The sequence below is a fragment of the Pseudomonas syringae genome, assembly GCF_002157375.1.
Taxonomy (GTDB): Bacteria; Pseudomonadota; Gammaproteobacteria; order Pseudomonadales; family Pseudomonadaceae; genus Aquipseudomonas; species Aquipseudomonas syringae_T.
This window is the reverse complement of record NZ_MTSA01000004.1, coordinates 110,432-130,496: the sequence shown is the minus strand read 5'-3', so window position 1 is coordinate 130,496 and position 20,065 is coordinate 110,432. Positions and strand designations below refer to the sequence as shown.

Genomic DNA, 20,065 nt, shown 5'->3' with positions numbered 1-20,065 from the left:
GCTTCAAAGCTCCGCGTACAGTCGTCCAGGGTTGAAAATACCCTGCGGGTCGAGCCGGGTCTTGAGGGCCTGGTGGTAGCGCAGCAGGGGCGCGGCCAAGGGCTGAAAAGGACTGTCGACATGGCCCGGGCTGTAACAGGTCGCATGCCCGCCGACACCGGTTGTCAGGGTTCGAATGGTTTCGCAGTCAGCGTCCGACTTCAGCCAGCGCTGTGCGCCGCCCCAGTCGATCAACTGCTCGCCCGGCAGGCGCAGCACGCCGGTATCGGCAGGTACGCAGAGCCGCCACAACAGCGAGGTTTGCTGAAAAAAAGGCAGGCGCTGTTCATTCAATTGCTGCCAGTAAGCGGGGTCCATTGCTTCGCCGCCGAGCCTCTCATGGGCTGCTTTCACCGAGCCTTCGCCGCCTTCAAGGCGTAAACGCAGCACCTGACCATCATGGCTGGCGGCGCTGATCGGCATGGGTTGCTGGCCCCAGTCGGCGAGGCAGGCGAGGGCACGGGCGCTGTCCATTTCCAGCGCGATACTGCGGCACAACCGGGGTTTGGGCAGCACTTTCAGCGACACTTCGGTCAGCACCCCGAGGCAGCCGAAACTGCCTGTCATCAGGCGCGAGACGTCATAACCGGCGACGTTTTTCATGACCTCTCCGCCGAAGCGCAGGTGTTTGCCCAGCCCGGTGATCAGTCGGGTTCCCAGCACGAAATCGCGCACCGAGCCGCTCCACGGTCGGCGCGGCCCGGACAGCCCGGCCGCCACCATGCCGCCAAGGGTCGCGTCACCCAAGGCCGGAGGCTCGCACGGCAGCATTTGCCCGGCGTCATCCAGCGCCTGCAGCAGTTCGCTCAGTGGCGTACCGGCACGGGCGGTGATGACCAGCTCTGTAGGGTCATAGCTGACGATGCCTCGGTGTTCGCGGGTGTCGAGAACGTCGCCTGCCACCGGGCGGCCGAGAAACGCCTTGCTGTTGCTGCCTTGAATGCGCAGCGGTGTGCCGGTACTCAGCGCCTGATTGACCTGTTCGAGCAGCGCCGTGCTGGCGTCCTTGTCTGCCGTACTCATCAGAAACGCTCCAGTTCAGGGAAAGGCAATTGCCCGGCATGGATGTGCATGGCACCGAACTCCGCACAGCGTTGCAGGGTCGGGATATTCTTGCCGGGATTGAGCATGCCGTGCTCGTCGAACGCGGCCTTGATGGCGTGAAAAAAGGTCAATTCGTCGCTGTTGAACTGCGCGCACATCTGATTGATTTTTTCGCGTCCGACGCCGTGTTCTCCAGTGATGCTGCCGCCGACGGCCACACACAGCTCCAGAATTTTGCCGCCCAGGGCTTCGGCCCGTTCCAGCTCGCCCGGCTGGTTGGCGTCGAACAGGATCAGCGGGTGCATGTTGCCGTCGCCAGCGTGAAACACGTTGGCGACACGCAGGCCGTATTGCCCGGAGAGTTCGCTGATACCGCGCAGTACGCCCGGCAAGGCGCGGCGCGGGATGGTGCCGTCCATGCAGTAGTAATCCGGCGACAGGCGGCCCACGGCGGGGAAGGCATTTTTTCGGCCGGCCCAGAAGCGCACGCGTTCGGCTTCGTCTCGCGCCAGGCGCACCTCGGTCGCGCCGGCACGCGCCAGCACTTCGCGGACGTGCTCGCAATCGGCCTGCACGTCGGCTTCGACCCCGTCCAGCTCGCACAGCAGGATGGCTTCGGCATCGACCGGATAGCCTGCGTGAATGAAATCCTCGGCGGCACGGATCGCCAGGTTGTCCATCATTTCCAGCCCGCCGGGAATAATGCCCGCAGCGATGATATCGGCCACCGCACGCCCGGCTTTCTCCACTGAGTCGAACGCGGCGAGTAACACTTTAGCTACCTGCGGCCTGGGCAGCAGCTTGACCGTGACCTCGGTGATGATCCCGAGCATGCCTTCGGAACCGGTGAACAGCGCCAGCAAATCGAAACCCGGCGAGTCCAGTGTGTCGCTGCCCAGCGTCATGGGCTCGCCTTCAACGGTGAGCATGTCGACCTTGAGCAGGTTATGCACGGTCAACCCGTACTTGAGGCAATGCACGCCGCCGGCGTTTTCTGCCACGTTGCCGCCAATCGAGCAGGCGATCTGCGAGGAAGGGTCAGGCGCGTAATACAGGCCGTAAGGCGCTGCTGCCTGGGAAATCGCGAGGTTGCGAACGCCGGGTTGTACGCGCGCCAGACGGGCAGCAGGGTTGATGTCGAGTATCTGATTGAAGCGTGCCATCACCAGCAACACGCCTTTTTCGAGGGGCAGCGCGCCGCCTGAAAGCCCGGTGCCGGCGCCCCGTGCGACCACGGGCACCCGGCGTTCATGGCACAACCGGAGCAGCATCTGTACGTCGTCGACATGGCGCGGCAGCACCACCAGCATGGGCGTGGCGCGGTACGCCGACAACCCGTCGCACTCGTAGGGCCGCAGCTCTTCGGGCCGATACAGGATATCCAGATCATGCATCCGGCTTCGCAGGTCGTGCAACAGTTGTTGCTTGTCGACAGCAGGCAGCACGCCGTCGATACGTTCGTCGTACAGAATGTTCATCAAGCCACCCAGCGTTGTTTTATCGGTTTAGCCCATCGTAGCTCATTCATCACAAGGCTTGAGTTGACAGCACAAGGCGTATCGCGCAATTTACGCATTACGTAATGTGGTTACGAAAATAACAACAGACAGCACCCGTGCGTCAGGCAGGCAACCTCCGTGGACCTTTTCACTTATTACCGATCGACCTCCAGTTACCGTGTGCGTATCGCGCTCGCGCTCAAAGGGCTGGATTACACCGCGATTCCGGTCGATCTGTCGTCCGGGAAAAGCGAGCAGCACCCCCCCGATTACCACGCTATCAATCCGCAGGGCAGGGTGCCTGCAATCAGGCTTGACGGTGGCATTGTCATCACTCAGTCACCGGCCATCATCGAGTATCTGGAAGAGCGCTATCCGCAACCGGCGCTGTTGCCACAGGAACTGGTCTTGCGCGCTCGCCAGCGGGCTGTTGCCGCCGTTATAGGGTGTGATGTCCATCCGCTGCATAATGTTTCCGTACTCGACCGATTACGCAGTCTGGGCCACGAGGAAGCGGCCCTCCGTACCTGGATCGGTCACTGGATTGACAGCGGCTTGCGGGCGGTTGAAGCGTTGATCGGCGACACGGGGTTCTGTTTTGGCGAGCGCCCTGGCCTGGCAGACGTCTATCTGCTGCCACAATGCTATGCGGCACGGCGGTACGCCGTTGATCTGAATGCGTACTCGCGTATCCAGCGAGTCGAATGCCTGGCCATGCAGCATCCGGCCTTTCAACAGGCACACCCTGATGCACAATCGGACAAGCCGGAGTAGGCTGCCCTCATGAAGATTCTTGGTCTGCAACTGATTTTCGGTGATTTCCTCGCTCGCAGCGTGCGAGGGATTCCCTGTGCCCCGCCCGCAGGACAGTGATTGCGTCGTCTACCTACCTTCACTCTTCTGCAAGGAGCCAGTCATGGCTGATCTCTACGAAAACCCGATGGGCCTGATGGGTTTTGAATTCATCGAATTCGCGTCACCGACCCCCAACAGCCTTGAGCCCGTGTTTCAGATGATGGGGTTCACCAAGGTCGCCACTCATCGCTCCAAGGACGTGACGCTGTATCGCCAGGGCGCGATCAACCTGATCCTCAACAACGAACCGCACAGCCTGGCGTCGTACTTTGCGGCTGAGCATGGTCCGTCCGTGTGCGGTATGGCCTTCCGTGTCAAGGACGCCCAGCAAGCCTATAACCGGGCGCTGGAACTGGGTGCGCAGCCACTGGACATTGCCACCGGCCCCATGGAGTTGCGTCTGCCTGCCATCAAGGGCATCGGTGGCGCGCCGCTGTACCTGATCGACCGGTTTGGCGAAGGGACGTCAATCTATGACATCGATGTCAACTTCATCGAAGGCGTGGACCGTCATCCGGTCGGCGCGGGCCTTAAATTCATCGATCACCTGACCCATAACGTGTACCGCGGACGCATGGCGTACTGGGCGAATTTCTATGAAAAACTGTTCAACTTCCGTGAACTGCGCTATTTCGACATCAAGGGCGAATACACCGGCCTGACGTCCAAGGCCATGACTGCGCCGGATGGCATGATCCGTATTCCGCTCAACGAAGAGTCGTCGAAAGGCGCAGGGCAGATCGAAGAGTTTTTGATGCAGTTCAATGGTGAAGGCATCCAGCACGTGGCGTTCTTCACCGATGACCTGATCAAGACCTGGGACGCGCTGAAAGCCACCGGCATGCGCTTCATGACCGCGCCGCCAGACACGTACTACGAGATGCTTCAGGGGCGCTTGCCCGATCACGGTGAGCCGGAGGCCGAACTTAAGTCACGCGGCATTCTGCTGGACGGCTCGTCCGAAGGCGGCGAACGTCGGCTGCTGTTGCAGATATTTTCCGCCACCCTCATGGGGCCGGTGTTCTTCGAGTTCATTCAGCGCAAGGGCGACGACGGCTTTGGCGAAGGCAACTTCAAGGCCCTGTTCGAATCCATCGAACGCGACCAGATCCAGCGCGGCGTGCTGACGCCGGACTGATACCTCTTGTGCCAAGGCTCCGCGTCCGATCCTGATTGTGCAGCGGGCGCTGGCTGTCCGCCTCAACCCGGCAGCCTGCCCCCCATACGCTCGCTGATCGCTGTTGCGGTCTGCAAAAGGCGCTTGACCGCCAGGCTCTGCGCCTGATCGTTCAAGACCGACCCTGGTCCCACCACTGTGATCACGCCCACCAGCTTGTTGCCCATCGCGAACAGTGGGGAGGAGGCTGCGTTGATGCCGGGCATCAACATGCCCTGAATCTGATGCACGCCGGTGCGGCGGATCTGCTCAATGTGGCGTTCGATCTCGCGCCGTTGCCCGGCACCCAGATGAGGCGTTTCCTGCTCGCGAAGCAGAGCCGTTTCGCCCTGGCCCAGAAAGCTGTCGAACACCAGGCCGGTAGACGAACTGAGCAACGGCAGCACCGAGCCGATTTGCGTCACCAGCGTCACGGCTCCCATCGACGGCTCCACATACACCACGGTCGGGCCTTTGTTGCCCCACACGGCCAGAAAGCAGGTCTGGCTCAGCTCGTCCCGCAGGTTGGCCAGCCAGGGCGCCGACACCTTCAACACATCCAGTGTGCCCAGCGACGCCAGCCCGACCTGCAGCGCCTCGCGGCCCAGCCCGTAATGATTGTTGACGGCATCCTGCTCGGCAAAACCGCTGGCGATCAATGCCTGCAAATAACGATGGACCTTGCTGGGCGGCATGCCCAAGTGCTCGGCCAGCTTCGACAGCGATGTGGAGGGCGATAATTCAGCCAGCGCCTTGAGCACGCCCAGGCCGACTTCGGCAGCCTGAACCTTTTGCTGGCGTCCGCTTGCCGGGCTTTCGGTTTCTTGGGTCATGGGAGCATTACGCCGGTCTGGGAAGGCAGCTTTATAGCTTGACCGGCTTTCAAACTCAAATTACGTTAAGCGTAATCAGGTTACGGAATTCGTCATTCCGCCAATCGCTGTGTGACCGAATAACAACAAGAGGTTCAGATGGCTATTTCTTCCCGCTCGGATCCACTGGTCTATCAGTCGGGCTTTGGCAATCAATTCAGCAGCGAGGCCTTGCCCGGCGCGTTGCCGATGGGTCAGAACTCGCCACAAAGGCATCCACTGGGCCTGTACGCCGAGCAGTTCTCCGGAACCGCTTTTACCGTCGGGCGTGCCGAAGCCCGTCGCACCTGGATGTACCGGATCAAGCCCTCGGCAGCCCATCCGCGCTATCAACGCATGGATCGGCAAATCGTCGGCCATGAACAAGGCCCGATCAATCCCAATCGATTGCGCTGGAATGCGTTCGATATCCCTGCCGAACCCACGGACTTCATTGACGGCCTGATATCACTGGCCAGCACCTCGCCGGCGGATCAGGCTGACGGCGTCAGCGTTTATGTGTATGCCAGCAACACCTCGATGCAACGGGCGTTTTTCAATGCCGACGGTGAATGGCTGATCGTGCCGCAGGAGGGCCGACTGAGAATCGTCACCGAACTGGGCCGGCTCGACATTGAGCCACTGGAGATAGCCGTCTTGCCGCGAGGCCTGAAATTCAGCGTGCAGCTGCTCGACGGCAGCGCACGCGGTTACATTGGCGAGAATCACGGTTGCGCGTTGCGGTTGCCGGAACTCGGGCCGATTGGCAGCAACGGCCTGGCCAACCCGCGTGATTTCCTGACCCCGACGGCCTGGTTTGAAGAACACGACGCGCCACTGCAACTGGTGCAGAAGTTTCTCGGCGAACTGTGGGCGACACCTCTGGAGCATTCGCCGTTCGACGTGGTCGGCTGGCACGGCAACAATGTGCCGTACAAATACGATCTGCGGCGTTTCAATACGATGGGTACGGTCAGTTACGATCATCCCGACCCGTCAATCTTCACCGTGCTGACCTCGCCAGGCGCCGTTCACGGGCAGGCCAATATCGATTTCGTGATTTTCCCGCCCCGCTGGATGGTCGCTGAAAACACCTTTCGACCGCCGTGGTTTCACCGCAACCTGATGAACGAGTTCATGGGCCTCATCGACGGTGCGTACGATGCCAAGGCCGAAGGTTTCATGCCGGGCGGCGCTTCGCTGCACACCTGCATGAGCGCTCACGGCCCGGACAACGTCACGGCAGAAAAAGCCATCGCTGCCGAGCTCAAACCGCACAAGATCGAAAACACGATGGCCTTCATGTTCGAGACCGGCAAGGTATTGCGCCCCAGCCGTCACGCGCTTGAGTGCCCGCAGTTGCAGACCGACTACGACGCCTGCTGGAACGGTATGGCCAGAACTTTCAACAAGGAACCGCGCTGATGAACAGCTCTCTACATCGTCGCACTTGGGTCACCTCGGCCAATGGCCACAGTGACTTCCCACTTCAGAATCTGCCGCTGGGCGTGTTCAGCCACCGGGGTTGCGAGCCGCGCGGCGGGGTGGCGATTGGTGATCTGATTCTCGACCTGCGTGCGGCGGTCAACGGTGGTTTTTTTCAGGGGCAGGCCGCCGACGCTGCCGAGGTCGCCAGTCGTGATCAGCTCAACGATTTCTTTGCGCTGGGCGCGGCTTCACGTCGTACCCTGCGTGCGGCGCTGCTGGAGTTGCTGGATGAAGACAGCCCGCAACGGGCAAGCCTGCAGGCGGCATCGGACGTGCTGCTGCCCATCAGTGAATGCACCCTGCACATGCCAGCGCGGGTCGGTGACTACACCGACTTCTTCGTCGGCATTCACCACGCGCTGAACGTCGGCAAACTGTTTCGTCCGGACAACCCGTTGCTGCCCAACTACAAGTATGTGCCCATCGGCTATCACGGACGGGCGTCTACCCTGTGTACATCCGGCACGTCGATCAAACGGCCTGACGGGCAGACCCTCGCTGCAGGTCGGCAGGTACCCGAATTCGGCCCCTGCAAGCGGCTGGATTACGAACTGGAACTGGGCGTGTGGGTCGGCCCCGGCAATGCGCAAGGGGAGGCCATCGGCATTGATCGCGCAGCCGAGCATATCGCCGGGTTCTGCCTGCTCAATGACTGGTCGGCGCGCGATATACAGGCGTGGGAATACCAGCCGCTGGGGCCGTTTCTGTCCAAGAGCTTTGCGACCAGCATTTCTCCCTGGGTGGTGACTGCCGAGGCTCTGGAACCGTTTCGCAGCCCCCAGCCGCCGCGTCCCGACGGTGATCCGCAGCCGTTGCCGTACTTGCTGGATCAGGGCGATCAGCAACGCGGTGCGCTGGACATCGAACTGGAAGTGCTGCTGCTCACCGAGTCTATGAAAGCGCAGGGGCTGGCCCCTTATCGGCTGGGCTTGAGCAATTCGCTGAACATGTACTGGACCGTCGCGCAGATGGTGACGCATCACAGTGTCAACGGCTGCAAGCTGCAACCGGGTGACCTGCTCGGCACCGGCACGCTGTCCGGCCCTGAGCCGGGCCAGTTCGGCAGCCTGCTGGAGATCACTGAAGGTGGCAAACACGTCATTACCTTGCCAGGCGGCGAGCAACGCACGTTTCTGCAGAGTGGCGACGAAGTGATCCTGCGTGCTCGCTGTCACCGGGACGGGCAGGTGTCGATAGGCTTCGGCGAGTGCCGAGGCACCATAAGGGGTTGAATGAACGCTTGATGCGGGTCAGCGGGGTATTTCATACCAGCCCAGAAACATATTCAGCGCCGATTCGACGACGTTGCTTTGCTCCTCGGGCGTCAACAAGGGCGCGTTGAACGTCACTTGCGGCCAGAAGGCGAACGACTTGAGCAGGGCATGCATCTGTGTGGCGGCAAAGCCCGGATCGACGGGCTTCAGGCGATCATCCTTCTGCGCCGCACGGATCCAGGCGCTGAAGGTTTCTTCACGTTCATTGATACGGGCCATCCACACTTGCGCCCGCTCTGGCGAGTGAATGGTCGCACCGACCACGACCCGCGCCAGATCGACAAAATGACTGTTGGTGAGGTTGCGCATCTTGCCCCACAGCAGCTCTCTCAACTGATCGCGCAGGCCGGTGTCGGCGTGATAGATCACTTCCGACTGCGGCGGGGCACAGCTCCATAAACGCTGAAGCATCTCGGCAAACAGTTCTTCCTTGCTGGGGAAGTGGTTGTAGACCGTACGTTTGGAGACCTCGGCGCGTGCGGCAATACGGTCCATGCTGGTGATCTCGAACCCACGGTCGCCGAACTCTGCAATGGCTGCCAGGACGATGGCTTCGCGTTTCTGATCGGTAAGGCGCATGGGTGCGGTCATAGGTTCGCTTCAAACGTGCGTTTAGAGAAAATTACACTCGGCAGTTTACTTGTCACCCAGAATCATGCAAGCTTAAAACTACACCGTGTAGTGTAAAACACTGTTACATATTTTTCATCGGACATCCTGCAACGGGATTCACGTACAAAGTATGCGCGGCTGGAGCCTCAACCTGTTCCCAGGAGTCAGCAAATCATGGCCTCGACCCACCCTAAAAAGGATCTCTCTTCACTGCCTGTCCTGTCTCGGCATGAAGGACGCTATCGCAATCATGCGCCTGTGAAGCCGCTCGGTTTTTTCCGGACGCTGGGTATCTTCTGGGACCAGACGTTCAACAAGCCCAAAGACACACGTCCGGCAGGAGACATTCCGGTCCAGCCGTTGTCGCGACAGCAATTGCTCGCCGCACCGAACAACACGGTGTACCGCCTCGGGCATTCGACCGTTCTGCTCAAGCTGCGCAACCGCTTCTGGATAACCGACCCGGTGTTTGCCGAGCGCGCCTCACCCGTGCAGTGGGCGGGGCCGCAGCGTTTCCACCAGCCACCGATCAGCCTGGAAGAGCTGCCGCCGATCACCGGGGTGATTCTCTCGCACAACCATTACGACCACCTGGACCGCGCCGCCATCAAGGCGCTGACGAACAAGACCGAGCATTTTCTGGCACCGCTTGGCGTAGGCGATACGCTGATCGAGTGGGGTGTGCCTGCGCACAAGGTCCGCCAACTCGACTGGTGGCAGTCCACCGAAGTGGACGGTATCGAGTTCGTTGCCACGCCTTCGCAGCATTTTTCGGGGCGCACACTGCTCGACAGTAACCGCACCTTGTGGGCGTCGTGGGTGATGATCGACGGTGATCAGCGGATCTTTTTCAGTGGCGACACCGGCTATTTCGACGGTTTCAAGACCATTGGCGAGCAGTACGGCCCGTTCGATCTGACGCTCATGGAGACCGGTGCCTACAACGTCGAGTGGCCGCAAGTCCACATGCAGCCCGAGCAGACCTTGCAGGCACATCTGGACCTGCGCGGTCGCTGGTTACTGCCGATCCACAACGGCACGTTCGACCTGGCGATGCACGCCTGGCATGAACCTTTCGACCGGATTCTGGCGTTGGCCTGGGAACAGAATGTATCGATCACCACGCCGATGATGGGGCAGCCGTTCTATGTGCAATTTCCGTGTCGCGGCACGACCTGGTGGCTGGGTGTCGATGAGGTCGTCTCGCCCGAGTCTGACCGGACCACGCAAGAGAGCGGCCGGAAGTCTTGCCACTGCCCTCGGCAAAATGCCTGAACGTCATCATGCGTATGGCTGAACTGATTTCTCGATAGCGTTGCCTATATTTCGATTTGTCACCTGTGTGCAGGCTCCGTCTAATGGCGGCTTCCTACAGCGAAGGTGGCGGTATGCAAGTGCGGAACTCGACGGTTCAGAATGCAGGGTTGATGCTCAGCGTGGTGCTGGTGGCGTTCAACCTGCGCCCGTCAATGGCCGCAATCGGCCCATTGCTGGCGGCGATTCGTCTCGACGTGCCGCTGGGTTTTGGAACCGCCTCGTTGCTGACCATGCTGCCGGTCATGGCGATGGGCCTGGCGATGTTTTTCGGCATGGGGATTGTCCGTCGACTGGGTTCGCAGCGCAGCGTCATGCTGTCACTGGCGCTGATCGGCGTGGCAACCCTGGCGCGCCTGTTGGTCGATTCCGCCGCCGAACTGATTCTCAGCGCTGTGCTGGCAGGCCTCGGTATTGCCATGATTCAGGCGCTGATGCCCGCGTTGATCAAATCGCGTTTCAAGGCCAATGTCTCGCTGTGCATGGGGCTTTATGTGACAGCGATCATGGGCGGAGCCGCCTTGGCCGCATCGCTTGGCCCGCTGGTGTTGGCGCGCAGTGGCAGTTGGCGAATCGCTCTCGCCGTGTGGGCATTACTGGCGTTGCTGGCGCTGGGCGTCTGGTTCGCTCAGCGAGCCCTGCTGCAGGCCGATACGGCGAGCGTTGCAAAGCCCACACCGCAACGAGCGTTTTCGCGTTTGCCTCGGGCCTGGACGCTGGGCGTTTTCTTTGGTCTCGGCACGGCTTCCTATACCTGCGTACTGGCCTGGCTGGCCCCGTATTACCTGGAAAACGGCTGGAGCGAGCAGGGCGCCGGGCTGTTGCTGGGTTTTCTGACCGTGATGGAAGTCGTCTCGGGCTTGCTGGCACCGGCACTGGCAAACTGCAGCCGCGACAGGCGCATGGTGCTGGCTGTTCTGCTGGGGCTGATGATCATCGGTTTTGTCGGGCTGATCCTGATGCCGCAATCATTCAGCCTGCTATGGACCGGTCTGTTGGGGCTGGGCATCGGCGGGCTGTTCCCGATGAGCCTCATCGTGACGATGGACCATGTCGACGATCCGCAGCAGGCAGGCAGCCTCACCGCTTTCGTGCAAGGCGTCGGCTATCTGATCGCCAGCCTGTCGCCATTGTTCGCCGGCATGATCCGTGACCTGACCGGCAGTTTCGCCGGGGCGTGGTGGTCGCTCATGGCATTGGTCGCAATCATGCTGTTGATAGTGGTTCGGCTGGACCCACGGCACTATGATCAGCATCTGCGTGGATCAGCCTCTGCGTGAAGCCCGGAACAATCCGGAAATCGTGCGCGAGGGGACGGCCTGATTGCATTTTGATGCTATCTTGCTCGCGCAGACCTGATCGTCCGGTCGCAGCGCCAGCGAGATGCCTCCATGCTCAACAGTAATGCCCTGAGAAAGCTGGACATGCAGGACCTGATGGTCTTTGTCTCGGTGTATGAGCAGCGCAATCTGACACTCGTTGCCGAAGCGTTGCATGTCAGCCAGTCGACGGTCAGTTACTGCCTGAAAAAGCTGCGCGCCAATTTCGAGGACGACCTGTTCATCAGCACCCGCAACGGCATGCGCCCGACCCGCAAGGCGTTGGCCATGCACAGCCACGTGCAGCAGATCCTGCAGGCCGTCAATATATGCCACGACGGGCTGAAGCTGTTTGATCCGACCCGTCGGCAGACCACCTTCAACGTCTGTGCTCCCGAATATTTCGAGCTGTTGGTCTTACCGCATCTGCTGCGTGACTTTGCTGCTGCCGGTTTCTCGGTGACGGTCAATGTGCAGAAACTGGACAAACACCTGCCAACCGAGCCGTTGAACGATGGCCGCGTCGATCTCGCCTTGTGTTTTGGCCCGGGCTTTCACCGCGTGCCTGATGGCCTGATTTCACAGGTTCTGCTGGAAGATGATCTGGTCTGCGTCATGGACTCGCAATTCGCCCCGCAGGATGCACAGATCGACACGGCAACCTTTACCCGACGGCGCCACGTGTACCCGACACCCTGGACGTCCGACACCAATATGGTTGACGGCTGGCTGCAGCGTCAGGGGCTGGAACGCGATATTGTCGCGCGCGCCAACAGTTACCGGGCGGCCCTGCAACTATTGGAAGGCACCGATTTCATTCTGGTTCTGCCGCGGCGTATTCAAACGCTGTTGGGTAACGAACCGTGGGTGTCGGTCTTCGAGCTGCCACCGGACCTGCCCGGTTTCAGCCTGGACATGGTGTGGAGCGCGCAGGCGGATCAAGAGGAAGCCAGTGGCTGGCTGCGCGAGCAGATTGTGAAGGTGTGCGCCGAGCGCGGCTTGCTCTGAGCCTGCCACACCCTTTTCAGTCTCGTATTTCGGAGAGGTCAGAACGGGTGACGGGCGACAGAAGCTCAGTTACCGGACTTGTCGTTCTGCGGATCAGGTGAGGTAGCAGGCCGGGGTTGTTCACCCTGCTGATTGAGTTCTTTGTTCTTTTCGCCCACTTTGCCGGCGTTTTCCGGCTTGTGATCGAGGTCTTCGCGTTTGGATTCATCTTTCATGACCGTTCTCCAGATAGGTAGGCTGTCTGAATATTGGTCAGTGGGGGATCAGCAAGATTCGATTTATATGACGCGCGGTCCGGTGCCGTGTTTTCAGGCACCGAACCCCGTCAAACGGGTCAGCTCAACAAGGTCAGCACGTCTTTGGCTGCCTGCGCGGAGCTGGCCGGATTCTGCCCGGTGACCAGTTTGCCGTCGGTCATCACGTGAACGCCCCAGTCATCACCTTTGGAGTAGGTGCCGCCCAGTTCTTTGAGGACATCTTCAACCAGAAAAGGCACGACGTCAGTCAGGCCAACCGCTTCTTCTTCCGTGTTGGCAAAACCGGTAACGCGACGACCCTTGACCAGCGCTTCGCCATTTTTTGCTTTGACTTCACGCAGAACGCCGGGTGCGTGGCACACCAGGCCATGAGGCTTGTCAGCCTTGGCGAATGCTTCGATCAGGGCAATGGAGTGCGTGTCTTTTGCCAAGTCCCACAGCGGACCATGACCGCCCGGATAGAACACGGCGTCGAAATCGGCAGCATTGACCTCAGAGAGCAGGCCGGTATTGGCCAGCAATTTCTGAGCATCGGCATCTTTGGCGAAACGCTCGGTTTCAGGGGTCTGTGCGTCAGGTTCATCACTTTTCGGGTCAAGCGGCGGTTGACCGCCAGCAGGCGACACCAGGGTGACTTCGGCGCCTGCATCTTTGAACACGTAATACGGTGCTGCAAACTCTTCGAGCCAGAAACCGGTTTTCTTGCCGGTGTCGCCCAGTTGGTCATGGGACGTCAAAACCATCAGGATTTTCATATTCATGCTCGTCTTTGAAGGGTTGAGAAGGAGTAGACAGGCGAAAATCTCAAGTGTTGTCAGAATTTTTTACAACCTGAACGAAGCAAGGCCGGGTTTCGACGTCACGGCTGACGTCAAAACCCGGCCTTGCTTCAGAAGCGGCGCTGAAAACGCTTCAGGTCAGGCTCATTGCTCTTTGGTCAGGTCAACCAGCGGTTCTTTTCGTACTTCAGTCTCGCGACCGTCCTGAATGGTCTTGATCTGCCCGAGCGCCTTGTCGACGGCACCCTTGTCAGCCAGCAGGCTGTAGCTGATCTGGAACTGACGTTGCTCTTTCGGTGCAATGATCGGCACCAGATTCAGCGGACGCTGGAAGCGGCGGTTATAGGAAAAACTGGTGCCTGGCTCCAGCCCGGTCACGTAACCCTGGCCTTTGGTGTCCGTGTTTTTCCACAGCGAAAACACCGGCAGTTGCTTGGTATTGAAGCCGACGGCTACGCCCAGGCTGCCGGCCTTGTTGTGCAGCACGGTAACGGTGTCGCCTTTGGCATCGCCGTAAGGCACGATGTTGTAGACCGTTTCGTCATAGTCCGGCGTCGGTCCGCGGTAGGTCTGCCAGTCGCCCAGGTCGCCCTTGGCCTTCTCGTTGAACGGCGAGACCTGTTTGACCGGCGCCTCGAAGCGCGCGCCTTGTTCCAGGAAGGGTGTACTGAAATTGCTGTGGTACAGCGCCTGATATTCCTTCGGATAGTCGCCGTTGTTGGTCAGCGTATCGTTGAGCGAGAAGCTTGTGCTGCCCGGCTCGGTGACCAGTTCGGTCTGCACCGAGAAATCGACTTTCTTGAACGCCTGTTCCTTCAGCTCACCCTTGAGGCGGATGGCATACGGCGGTTTTTCGTCGACATGCAGCGTCACCTTGCTGGCCGGAATGTTGGCTGCGCGACCGTGCAGGGTCAGCAGCTCGCCGTTGTCCATGCCCGGATGGCCCACCCACTCGTAACCGCAACGGGTGACCAGCTCATTGAAGCCCTCTAGCCAGCCCAGCCCGCCACGCCCGTTGAGCTCGATGAACGCCGGGTTCACCACATCCTTGACCGGTGAATCCCAACCCATGCGCACATCGCCCACCGACGCTTGCAGCACGTTCATGCCGCGGGTCGGCACCACCGACAGCTTCATCGTGCCGTTATCGATATCGATAATGCTCACGCCTTCCTGCCGACCGCCATGCAGCGTGCGCAGGGTGATGGTGAACGGCTTGTCCGTCTTGACGCCCAATTGCTGGCTGGTGATCTGCTGATTCTGCGCAGCCTTGTCGGTGTCGAGCAGCACGTAATCCCAGGCGAACACACTGGAAGCGGCAGTCAACGCGCCGAGGCCTACAAGCAGGGGAAGGGATTTCATGGCGAGGGTCCTTCTGGAAATTATTGGAATTATGGTGTTGCAGAGCTCGTGCAAACCGGAGCCAACAGCCCGGTTAAACGATTCAGCAATCGCTTGAGTCTAGCCAAAATAATGGCGGCTGTGGAGCGGTATTTCCGGGTTTTACACCCAGGTGCTTTTCGGTGGTGGCTTCAGGCACTGACAAGAGAGCCGGCGGGATGCGCGCGCGGTGCGAGGGTGGCCGTGGCCTCTCAAGTTACCTTGCCTGCCTCGCCCAGCAGTCGCACGATCTGCGCAAGTTCCCAGGCGCTGAGCAAACTCACCGGGTCGGTGCGCAGCCAGCTTTCGAACGAGCCTTCCCGGCCATCAGGGCCCCGGCAATAGAGGCAGCGAGTCGGGCCGCTGCTGCTGACTTCAAGCGTCAGCAGCCAGCCGTCGATGGTCACCTGCTGCAGCCCGTCTTGCGAAAACCGGTCAGCACGCTGCAACGCTCGCACGCCCATTGCAGCATCCCGCAGTTGCTGGTACACCTCGCGAGTGGTCAACGCTTTCATGGGCTTCACGCATTCGGAATTTCGCTGAGTAAAGCACGAATCCGAATGAGGCGCGGTCCATGAGTATCCGGATCAGACGGGGGGTCGGCCTCAGGACGCTGACGCTGACGCTGCACCAAACAGGCGTTCGATCTCCGGACGCGTCTGGTTGATCGCCCCCAGTTGGCGGATCAGTTGCGCCGGCCGGCTGCCGCGAACCCCGGCATCGGTCATGGTCGCGTCGCGCACGTAGGTGTAGACACCGCTGACGCCAAACGGCGTGATGTGGCGCACATGTGTGCTGAGGCCTTGAGTGATTGCCTTGAAAGACTCGCTGGCGTAGTAGGTGCGGCGGGTCCAGGCCGACTCGAATACCACTTCCATCATGACGACAGTCAGACGCGCTGCCTCGACCTCATGATCGACATCGGGCGCTGGCGGTGCTGGCTGGGCGTTGTCATAGGGTTCGGCCAGGTGCAGGCGCAGCTTGAGCACCGCCTCTGAAGCGGCCATTTCGCGTGCGAGCCGGGCGACTGCTTCGCGTGCAGCGGGCAGGTTATCGCTGGCCAGGTGGAAGTGCAGGTGCATCTTGTCCTGCGTGGCGGTTTCGTTGGGAACCGGATCGGGCAGGCGATCCACCAGCGTGCTTGAGCCGTCCGGCACGTCGTAGGCGATGGTTTCCTCGAACATGTTCTGCTCGTCGGTAAACAGAAGGGAGCTGGCGTCCTTGAATTGCTTCTGGTCCTCGGCCGACAGAAATCCGATTTCCACACCGCCGTCCAGTACGTACCCCGCCAACGGTTCGACGCCCTCGATGACGGGCCACAGATGGCCGTCCTTTTCGCGGGTCAGATGGTGCTGGACGTACCAGCCCAGTCCGGGAAGACGGGCGCACAGCGGGCCGTGAACGTCGCGCCAGTAAGTGGCGAACAACTCGTGGGGGACGCCGTTCCTGCGCAACACGGTGGTGTAGGAATTGATGACGATGTTCTGGTCACGGGCGCCGTAATTGTCGGCAAGGGCTGAGGTAGGCATGAATACTCTCTGTCAGAAGGTGTCTACCTCAGGCGCCTCGCGATGAATGTAAGTTCAAGGGGATTCACCGACGGGCACACCCTCTCGACGCAATACAGGGCGAAACGAACAGATGCCCTTGCCAGGCGCCTGCCAGGGTCTGCACGGAGACGATCAGCCACATCACGGCCAGCACAACGACCAGCCCCATGCCCAATCCGTCGAAAAAGCCCAATTGCAGGGTCGCGCCCAGTTTGAGCGTCGCCAGCGCGTACACCCCGAGTGGAAAGGTAAAGGCCCACCAGCCCAGATTGAATGCCAGGCCTTGCTTGAAATAGCGCGCCGTGATCAGCACCGCCAACGCCATCCACCACAGGCCCAGCCCCCAGAAAAGCATACCGGCAATCACACCGATGCCCGCCGCCACCGTGCCGACCGACGCCAGGCCGTGTGCGGCGAAGACGGCCGGCGCATCACTGCTCATCACCAGCATGCCCAACGCGCCCGTGCCGATCGGGCCAAGCGCCAGCCAGCTCGACGCAGCCATGCTTTCATGCGGCAGTTTGTGCAAGGCCAGTCGCAACAGCAGGATCACCAGAATGCTCAACGCGACAGGCACCGAGTAGGCCCACAGCACGTAGCTGGTGATCAGCACCTTGAACTGCGAATCTGCGGCGGCAAGCTGCGGGGTCAGCAAGCCACCGCAGGCCGCTGCAACTTCCGCGGCCACCACTGGCAAAAGCCATACGGCGGTCATTTTTTCGATGCTGTGTTCCTGGCGGGTGAACATCATGAACGGAATCAGCACGCCGCAGGCCAGGGCCATCGCGACATCCAGCCACCACAGGGCTTCGGCAACCGGAACGATTGCATCGCCCCAGCGCGCCGGCCCGTAGACCAGCAAGCCGCTGATGAGGGTCGCCAGGCCCATGGGAATCGTGCCGAAAAACATCGAGACCGTTGAATGCCCGAATACCTGACGGGCCTCGTCGAAGAACAGCAGCCAGCGACTGGCGTACATCACGCTGAACAGGATAAACAGGCCGATATTGAGGAACCACAGCGCCTCACCCACCTCATGCAACAGGGCCGGACTCCCCGGCAGTTGCGCCAGTGCCAATGAAAGAATGCCGGTGCCCATTGTGACGGCGAACCAGTTGGGGGTGAACTGCCGGATGGCTTCGCGCGGGCTCGCCAGGGCGCCGAGGGGTGCGTGACCTTTGAGGACGATTGCGAGCCGGTTCATGGTGTTCTCCTGCGGGTGATTGCGGTCAGGCATTCAGTCTAAGGTTCGGCAATAAATTCTCTAAACGGGTAATCTCGCTTCTTGTTACCTGTATTTCAGGTAAGTCTATCCACAGTGGAGTTCGGCCTTGAGGCTCAACCTGCGTCAATTGCAGATTTTCTGCGCCATCACCCGGCATGGCAGCACCACCAGCGCGGGCCAGGCGCTGTCATTGTCACAGTCAGCCACGAGTGCGGCTCTCAATGAGCTGGAAAGCGCGCTGGGTACGCGGTTGTTCGACCGGGTCGGCAAACGGCTGGTCCTTAATGACAGCGGTCAGACATTGCTGCCCCGTGCCATGACCATGCTGGAAAGCGCCCAGCAGATCGAAGACAGCTTTCTGCTGCCCGATGCCAGCTTGAACGCGCGTCTGAGAATCGGCAGCAGTAGCACCATCGGCAACTACGAGCTGCCGCTGATTATCGGCGCGCTACGCACATCGGCACCGCTGTTGCGGGTGGACGTGGACATCGGCAATAGCGCGTCGATTGCCCGCAAGGTCGCGCAGTTCGAGATCGACATGGGGTTGATCGAAGCGCCGTGCCATCTGCCGGAGTTGATTGCCGAGCCGTGGAGTGTCGATGAAATGGTCATCGTGGCGGGCAGTACTCACCCGCTGGCCCGGCAGACGCAGGTGTCGCTGGGTGAATTGCAGCGCGCGGAATGGCTGTTGCGCGAACCGGGCTCCGGTACACGGGAGGAGGTCGAGCATTTGCTGCTCAGGCACCTGCATGATTTGAAAGACATGCGCCAGATGGGCAGCTCCGAGGCGATAAAGCGCACCCTCGCTCAGGGCATCGGCATCAGTTGCCTGTCCAGGCGGGTGGTGGCTGATCTGCTGGCGAGCGGGCAATTGCAGACGCTGCCCAGCCCGCTGCCGCCGTTGAACCGGCGATTCTTCATGATCAGGCACCGCGACAAGTTCATCTCGCCGAGCCTGGAACGTTTCAGGGAGACCTGCCGGCAGGCTGCCGATCAGACGTCGGCGTCGCGCCACGGCTTGAGCCACAACGCCAGACCGGCCAGCAACATCGCGCCATAAAGGCAGCTCAAGCCGAGCTGCAACCAGGTGTCCTGCAACGGGTGCAGCAACAGGGCGGCGACGGCCATCAACAGGCTGGCCAGCAGCCAATGACTGCGCCAGGGCAAGACCTTCAGCAACGACTGGCGTCGCATCAGCAGCAGGCCGGTGACCAACGCGCCGCCCAGTGCAGCGAGGGCGATGCCGGTCAGGCCGAACGCAAACGGCAAGGCCCCGAGCAACACCGCGTTGCACAGGCTGCCGATCAGTTCGCAGTTGAGTGGCAACCGAGTGTCACCGGCTGCGTAGGCATAGCGTGCGAGCAACGCGTTCCAGGCGCCGAACATCAGCGGCACGGCAAACCACGCCAGCAGGCCCGGCAACGGACCGTCGTGGGTCTGATCGGGCAGCAAAAGGGCCATCAGGGCGCCCGCTGCTCCGATCAGGCCGGCCACGGCCGGCAGTGTCAGCAAGGTGGCACTGCCCAGCCCGCGCCTCAGCAGTGACAGGCGTTGATCGCCCGCGCTGCCGCTCATCAGCCCGAGCAGCACCTGATTCAGGCTCATCAAGGCAATCAGCGGCAGGTTGATCAGCTTGCGCGCGAGATTGACCCAGGTTACCGCGCCTTCCCCCAGCAACGAAGCCACCATCCGTTCAAGCAAAGCCAGGCCCTGACTCGCCAGGTTACTGCTCAGCAGTGGCCCGATGCGTTGCAACAATTCGCGCACTGCACCGGCTTCCGGTTGCCACTGCCAGGGTCGCCAGCCTGAACGGTACAGCGTGGGGATCAACACGCTCGGCATCAGCACGCTGCCCAGCACACAGGCGCTGGCCACGCCGACAGACGTGGACGCATGACCCAGCGTGGCGAGATAGATCACCGGCGGCAGGTTGAACAGCAATGAACCCGACCCGGCCAGCACAAACCGCGAACGGGCCTGCAAAGGGACACAGAACAGCGCGTGCAGCAGAAAGCCGGGCGCACACCAGGCCAGCCAGTGCAGCCCGCTGGCAGCCTGGGCGTAGCCCTCGGCATCCAGCCCCGGCCCGATCAAACGCACCAGCAGGCCGGCGCCCGCCGCCAGCACAAGGCTCAGCGCCACCCCAGTCAGCAGCAGGCGTGGGGTCATTCCTCCCAGCCAGCGTTGCTGCCGCTCGGTCGAGCGCTGCTGATACAGCGGCAATGCGGCCGCGCTGAGCAAACCTGCGGCCAGCGACATGCGCAGCGCTTCGGGCAGGAACATCGAGACCAGAAACGCATCGCTCTGGCTGCCAGCCCCCCAGGCCGCCACCAGTAGCCACTCACGGGCGAAACCGGCTGCCAGGCCGGTGAGGGTGGCCAGTGTCAGCCAGAGTGTCGAACCCAGCATTGCGGG

The 20,065-nt window shown here is 61.0% G+C and carries 19 protein-coding genes; 8 read left to right on the top strand and 11 right to left on the bottom strand.

Annotated elements, in window-relative coordinates:
- Positions 1-3 precede the first annotated feature (3 nt).
- Positions 4-1,062: a glycolate oxidase subunit GlcE gene (gene glcE / locus BW686_RS05910; protein ID WP_084915321.1), complete on the bottom strand. Its 1,059-nt coding sequence runs from the start codon at positions 1,060-1,062 to the stop codon at positions 4-6.
- Positions 1,062-2,561, bottom strand: coding sequence for a glycolate oxidase subunit GlcD (gene glcD / locus BW686_RS05905; RefSeq protein WP_084915319.1), 1,500 nt, complete (start codon positions 2,559-2,561; stop codon positions 1,062-1,064). Before glcD ends, glcE begins: the two co-directional genes overlap by 1 nt.
- Positions 2,562-2,720: 159 nt before the next feature.
- On the opposite strand from glcD, the gene maiA reads away from it, so the two are divergent.
- Both maiA and hppD read left to right on the top strand, forming a co-directional pair.
- Entirely contained in the window at positions 2,721-3,356 is a 636-nt protein-coding gene (gene maiA / locus BW686_RS05900; RefSeq protein ID WP_084915318.1) for a maleylacetoacetate isomerase, read from the top strand.
- Positions 3,357-3,498: 142 nt separating this feature from the next.
- Complete coding sequence (gene hppD, locus BW686_RS05895; RefSeq protein WP_084915316.1) at positions 3,499-4,575, top strand: 4-hydroxyphenylpyruvate dioxygenase; 1,077 nt, start codon at positions 3,499-3,501, stop codon at positions 4,573-4,575.
- Positions 4,576-4,637: 62 nt separating this feature from the next.
- Here hppD and BW686_RS05890 read toward each other — a convergent pair whose 3' ends face one another.
- Positions 4,638-5,426 carry an IclR family transcriptional regulator gene (locus BW686_RS05890; protein WP_084915314.1) on the bottom strand — a complete coding sequence of 263 codons (789 nt, stop codon included), beginning with the start codon at positions 5,424-5,426 and terminating at the stop codon, positions 4,638-4,640.
- Between the two features lie 138 nt (positions 5,427-5,564).
- Between BW686_RS05890 and hmgA the strand changes: the two genes are divergently transcribed.
- The gene (hmgA, locus tag BW686_RS05885; RefSeq protein WP_084915311.1) at positions 5,565-6,869 is read left to right on the top strand and encodes a homogentisate 1,2-dioxygenase; all 1,305 of its coding nucleotides are present in this window, start codon (positions 5,565-5,567) and stop codon (positions 6,867-6,869) included.
- Entirely contained in the window at positions 6,869-8,164 is a 1,296-nt protein-coding gene (gene fahA, locus BW686_RS05880) for a fumarylacetoacetase (protein WP_084915309.1), read from the top strand. Before hmgA ends, fahA begins: the two co-directional genes overlap by 1 nt.
- An 18-nt stretch (positions 8,165-8,182) precedes the next feature.
- Here the strand turns inward: fahA and BW686_RS05875 are convergent, their stop codons facing one another.
- Positions 8,183-8,797 (bottom strand): TetR/AcrR family transcriptional regulator, encoded by a 615-nt coding sequence (locus BW686_RS05875; protein ID WP_084915307.1) that lies wholly within the window; start codon positions 8,795-8,797, stop codon positions 8,183-8,185.
- A gap of 195 nt (positions 8,798-8,992) precedes the next feature.
- Between BW686_RS05875 and BW686_RS05870 the strand changes: the two genes are divergently transcribed.
- The 3 genes from BW686_RS05870 to BW686_RS05860 all read left to right on the top strand — a co-directional run bounded on the left by BW686_RS05870 (position 8,993) and on the right by BW686_RS05860 (position 12,459).
- Entirely contained in the window at positions 8,993-10,093 is a 1,101-nt protein-coding gene (locus BW686_RS05870) for an MBL fold metallo-hydrolase (RefSeq protein ID WP_084915305.1), read from the top strand.
- A gap of 113 nt (positions 10,094-10,206) precedes the next feature.
- On the top strand, positions 10,207-11,412 hold the full coding sequence (locus BW686_RS05865; protein ID WP_084915638.1) for a cyanate transporter: 1,206 nt from the start codon (positions 10,207-10,209) through the stop codon (positions 11,410-11,412).
- 111 nt (positions 11,413-11,523) lie between these two features.
- Positions 11,524-12,459: a LysR family transcriptional regulator gene (locus tag BW686_RS05860; protein WP_084915302.1), complete on the top strand. Its 936-nt coding sequence runs from the start codon at positions 11,524-11,526 to the stop codon at positions 12,457-12,459.
- 65 nt (positions 12,460-12,524) lie between these two features.
- On the opposite strand, the gene BW686_RS05855 is transcribed toward BW686_RS05860, so the two are convergent.
- The 6 genes from BW686_RS05855 to BW686_RS05830 all read right to left on the bottom strand — a co-directional run bounded on the left by BW686_RS05855 (position 12,525) and on the right by BW686_RS05830 (position 17,629).
- Positions 12,525-12,674, bottom strand: coding sequence for a hypothetical protein (locus tag BW686_RS05855; protein ID WP_084915300.1), 150 nt, complete (start codon positions 12,672-12,674; stop codon positions 12,525-12,527).
- Between the two features lie 119 nt (positions 12,675-12,793).
- Positions 12,794-13,471: a type 1 glutamine amidotransferase domain-containing protein gene (locus tag BW686_RS05850; protein WP_084915298.1), complete on the bottom strand. Its 678-nt coding sequence runs from the start codon at positions 13,469-13,471 to the stop codon at positions 12,794-12,796.
- Positions 13,472-13,639: 168 nt separating this feature from the next.
- Positions 13,640-14,857 (bottom strand): aldose 1-epimerase family protein, encoded by a 1,218-nt coding sequence (locus tag BW686_RS05845; RefSeq protein WP_084915296.1) that lies wholly within the window; start codon positions 14,855-14,857, stop codon positions 13,640-13,642.
- Between the two features lie 230 nt (positions 14,858-15,087).
- A complete protein-coding gene (locus BW686_RS05840) occupies positions 15,088-15,390 on the bottom strand; it encodes a DUF7693 family protein (protein WP_084915294.1) in 303 nt (100 codons plus the stop codon).
- 90 nt (positions 15,391-15,480) lie between these two features.
- The gene (locus BW686_RS05835; RefSeq protein ID WP_084915292.1) at positions 15,481-16,404 is read right to left on the bottom strand and encodes a hypothetical protein; all 924 of its coding nucleotides are present in this window, start codon (positions 16,402-16,404) and stop codon (positions 15,481-15,483) included.
- A 64-nt stretch (positions 16,405-16,468) separates the two neighbouring features.
- A complete protein-coding gene (locus BW686_RS05830) occupies positions 16,469-17,629 on the bottom strand; it encodes a TDT family transporter (protein WP_084915290.1) in 1,161 nt (386 codons plus the stop codon).
- Between the two features lie 127 nt (positions 17,630-17,756).
- Between BW686_RS05830 and BW686_RS05825 the strand changes: the two genes are divergently transcribed.
- Positions 17,757-18,710, top strand: coding sequence for a LysR family transcriptional regulator (locus BW686_RS05825; protein WP_084915288.1), 954 nt, complete (start codon positions 17,757-17,759; stop codon positions 18,708-18,710).
- Here BW686_RS05825 and BW686_RS05820 read toward each other — a convergent pair.
- A complete protein-coding gene (locus tag BW686_RS05820; RefSeq protein ID WP_084915285.1) occupies positions 18,644-20,059 on the bottom strand; it encodes a lipid II flippase MurJ in 1,416 nt (471 codons plus the stop codon). The genes BW686_RS05825 and BW686_RS05820 overlap by 67 nt on opposite strands.
- Positions 20,060-20,065: the final 6 nt, after the last annotated feature.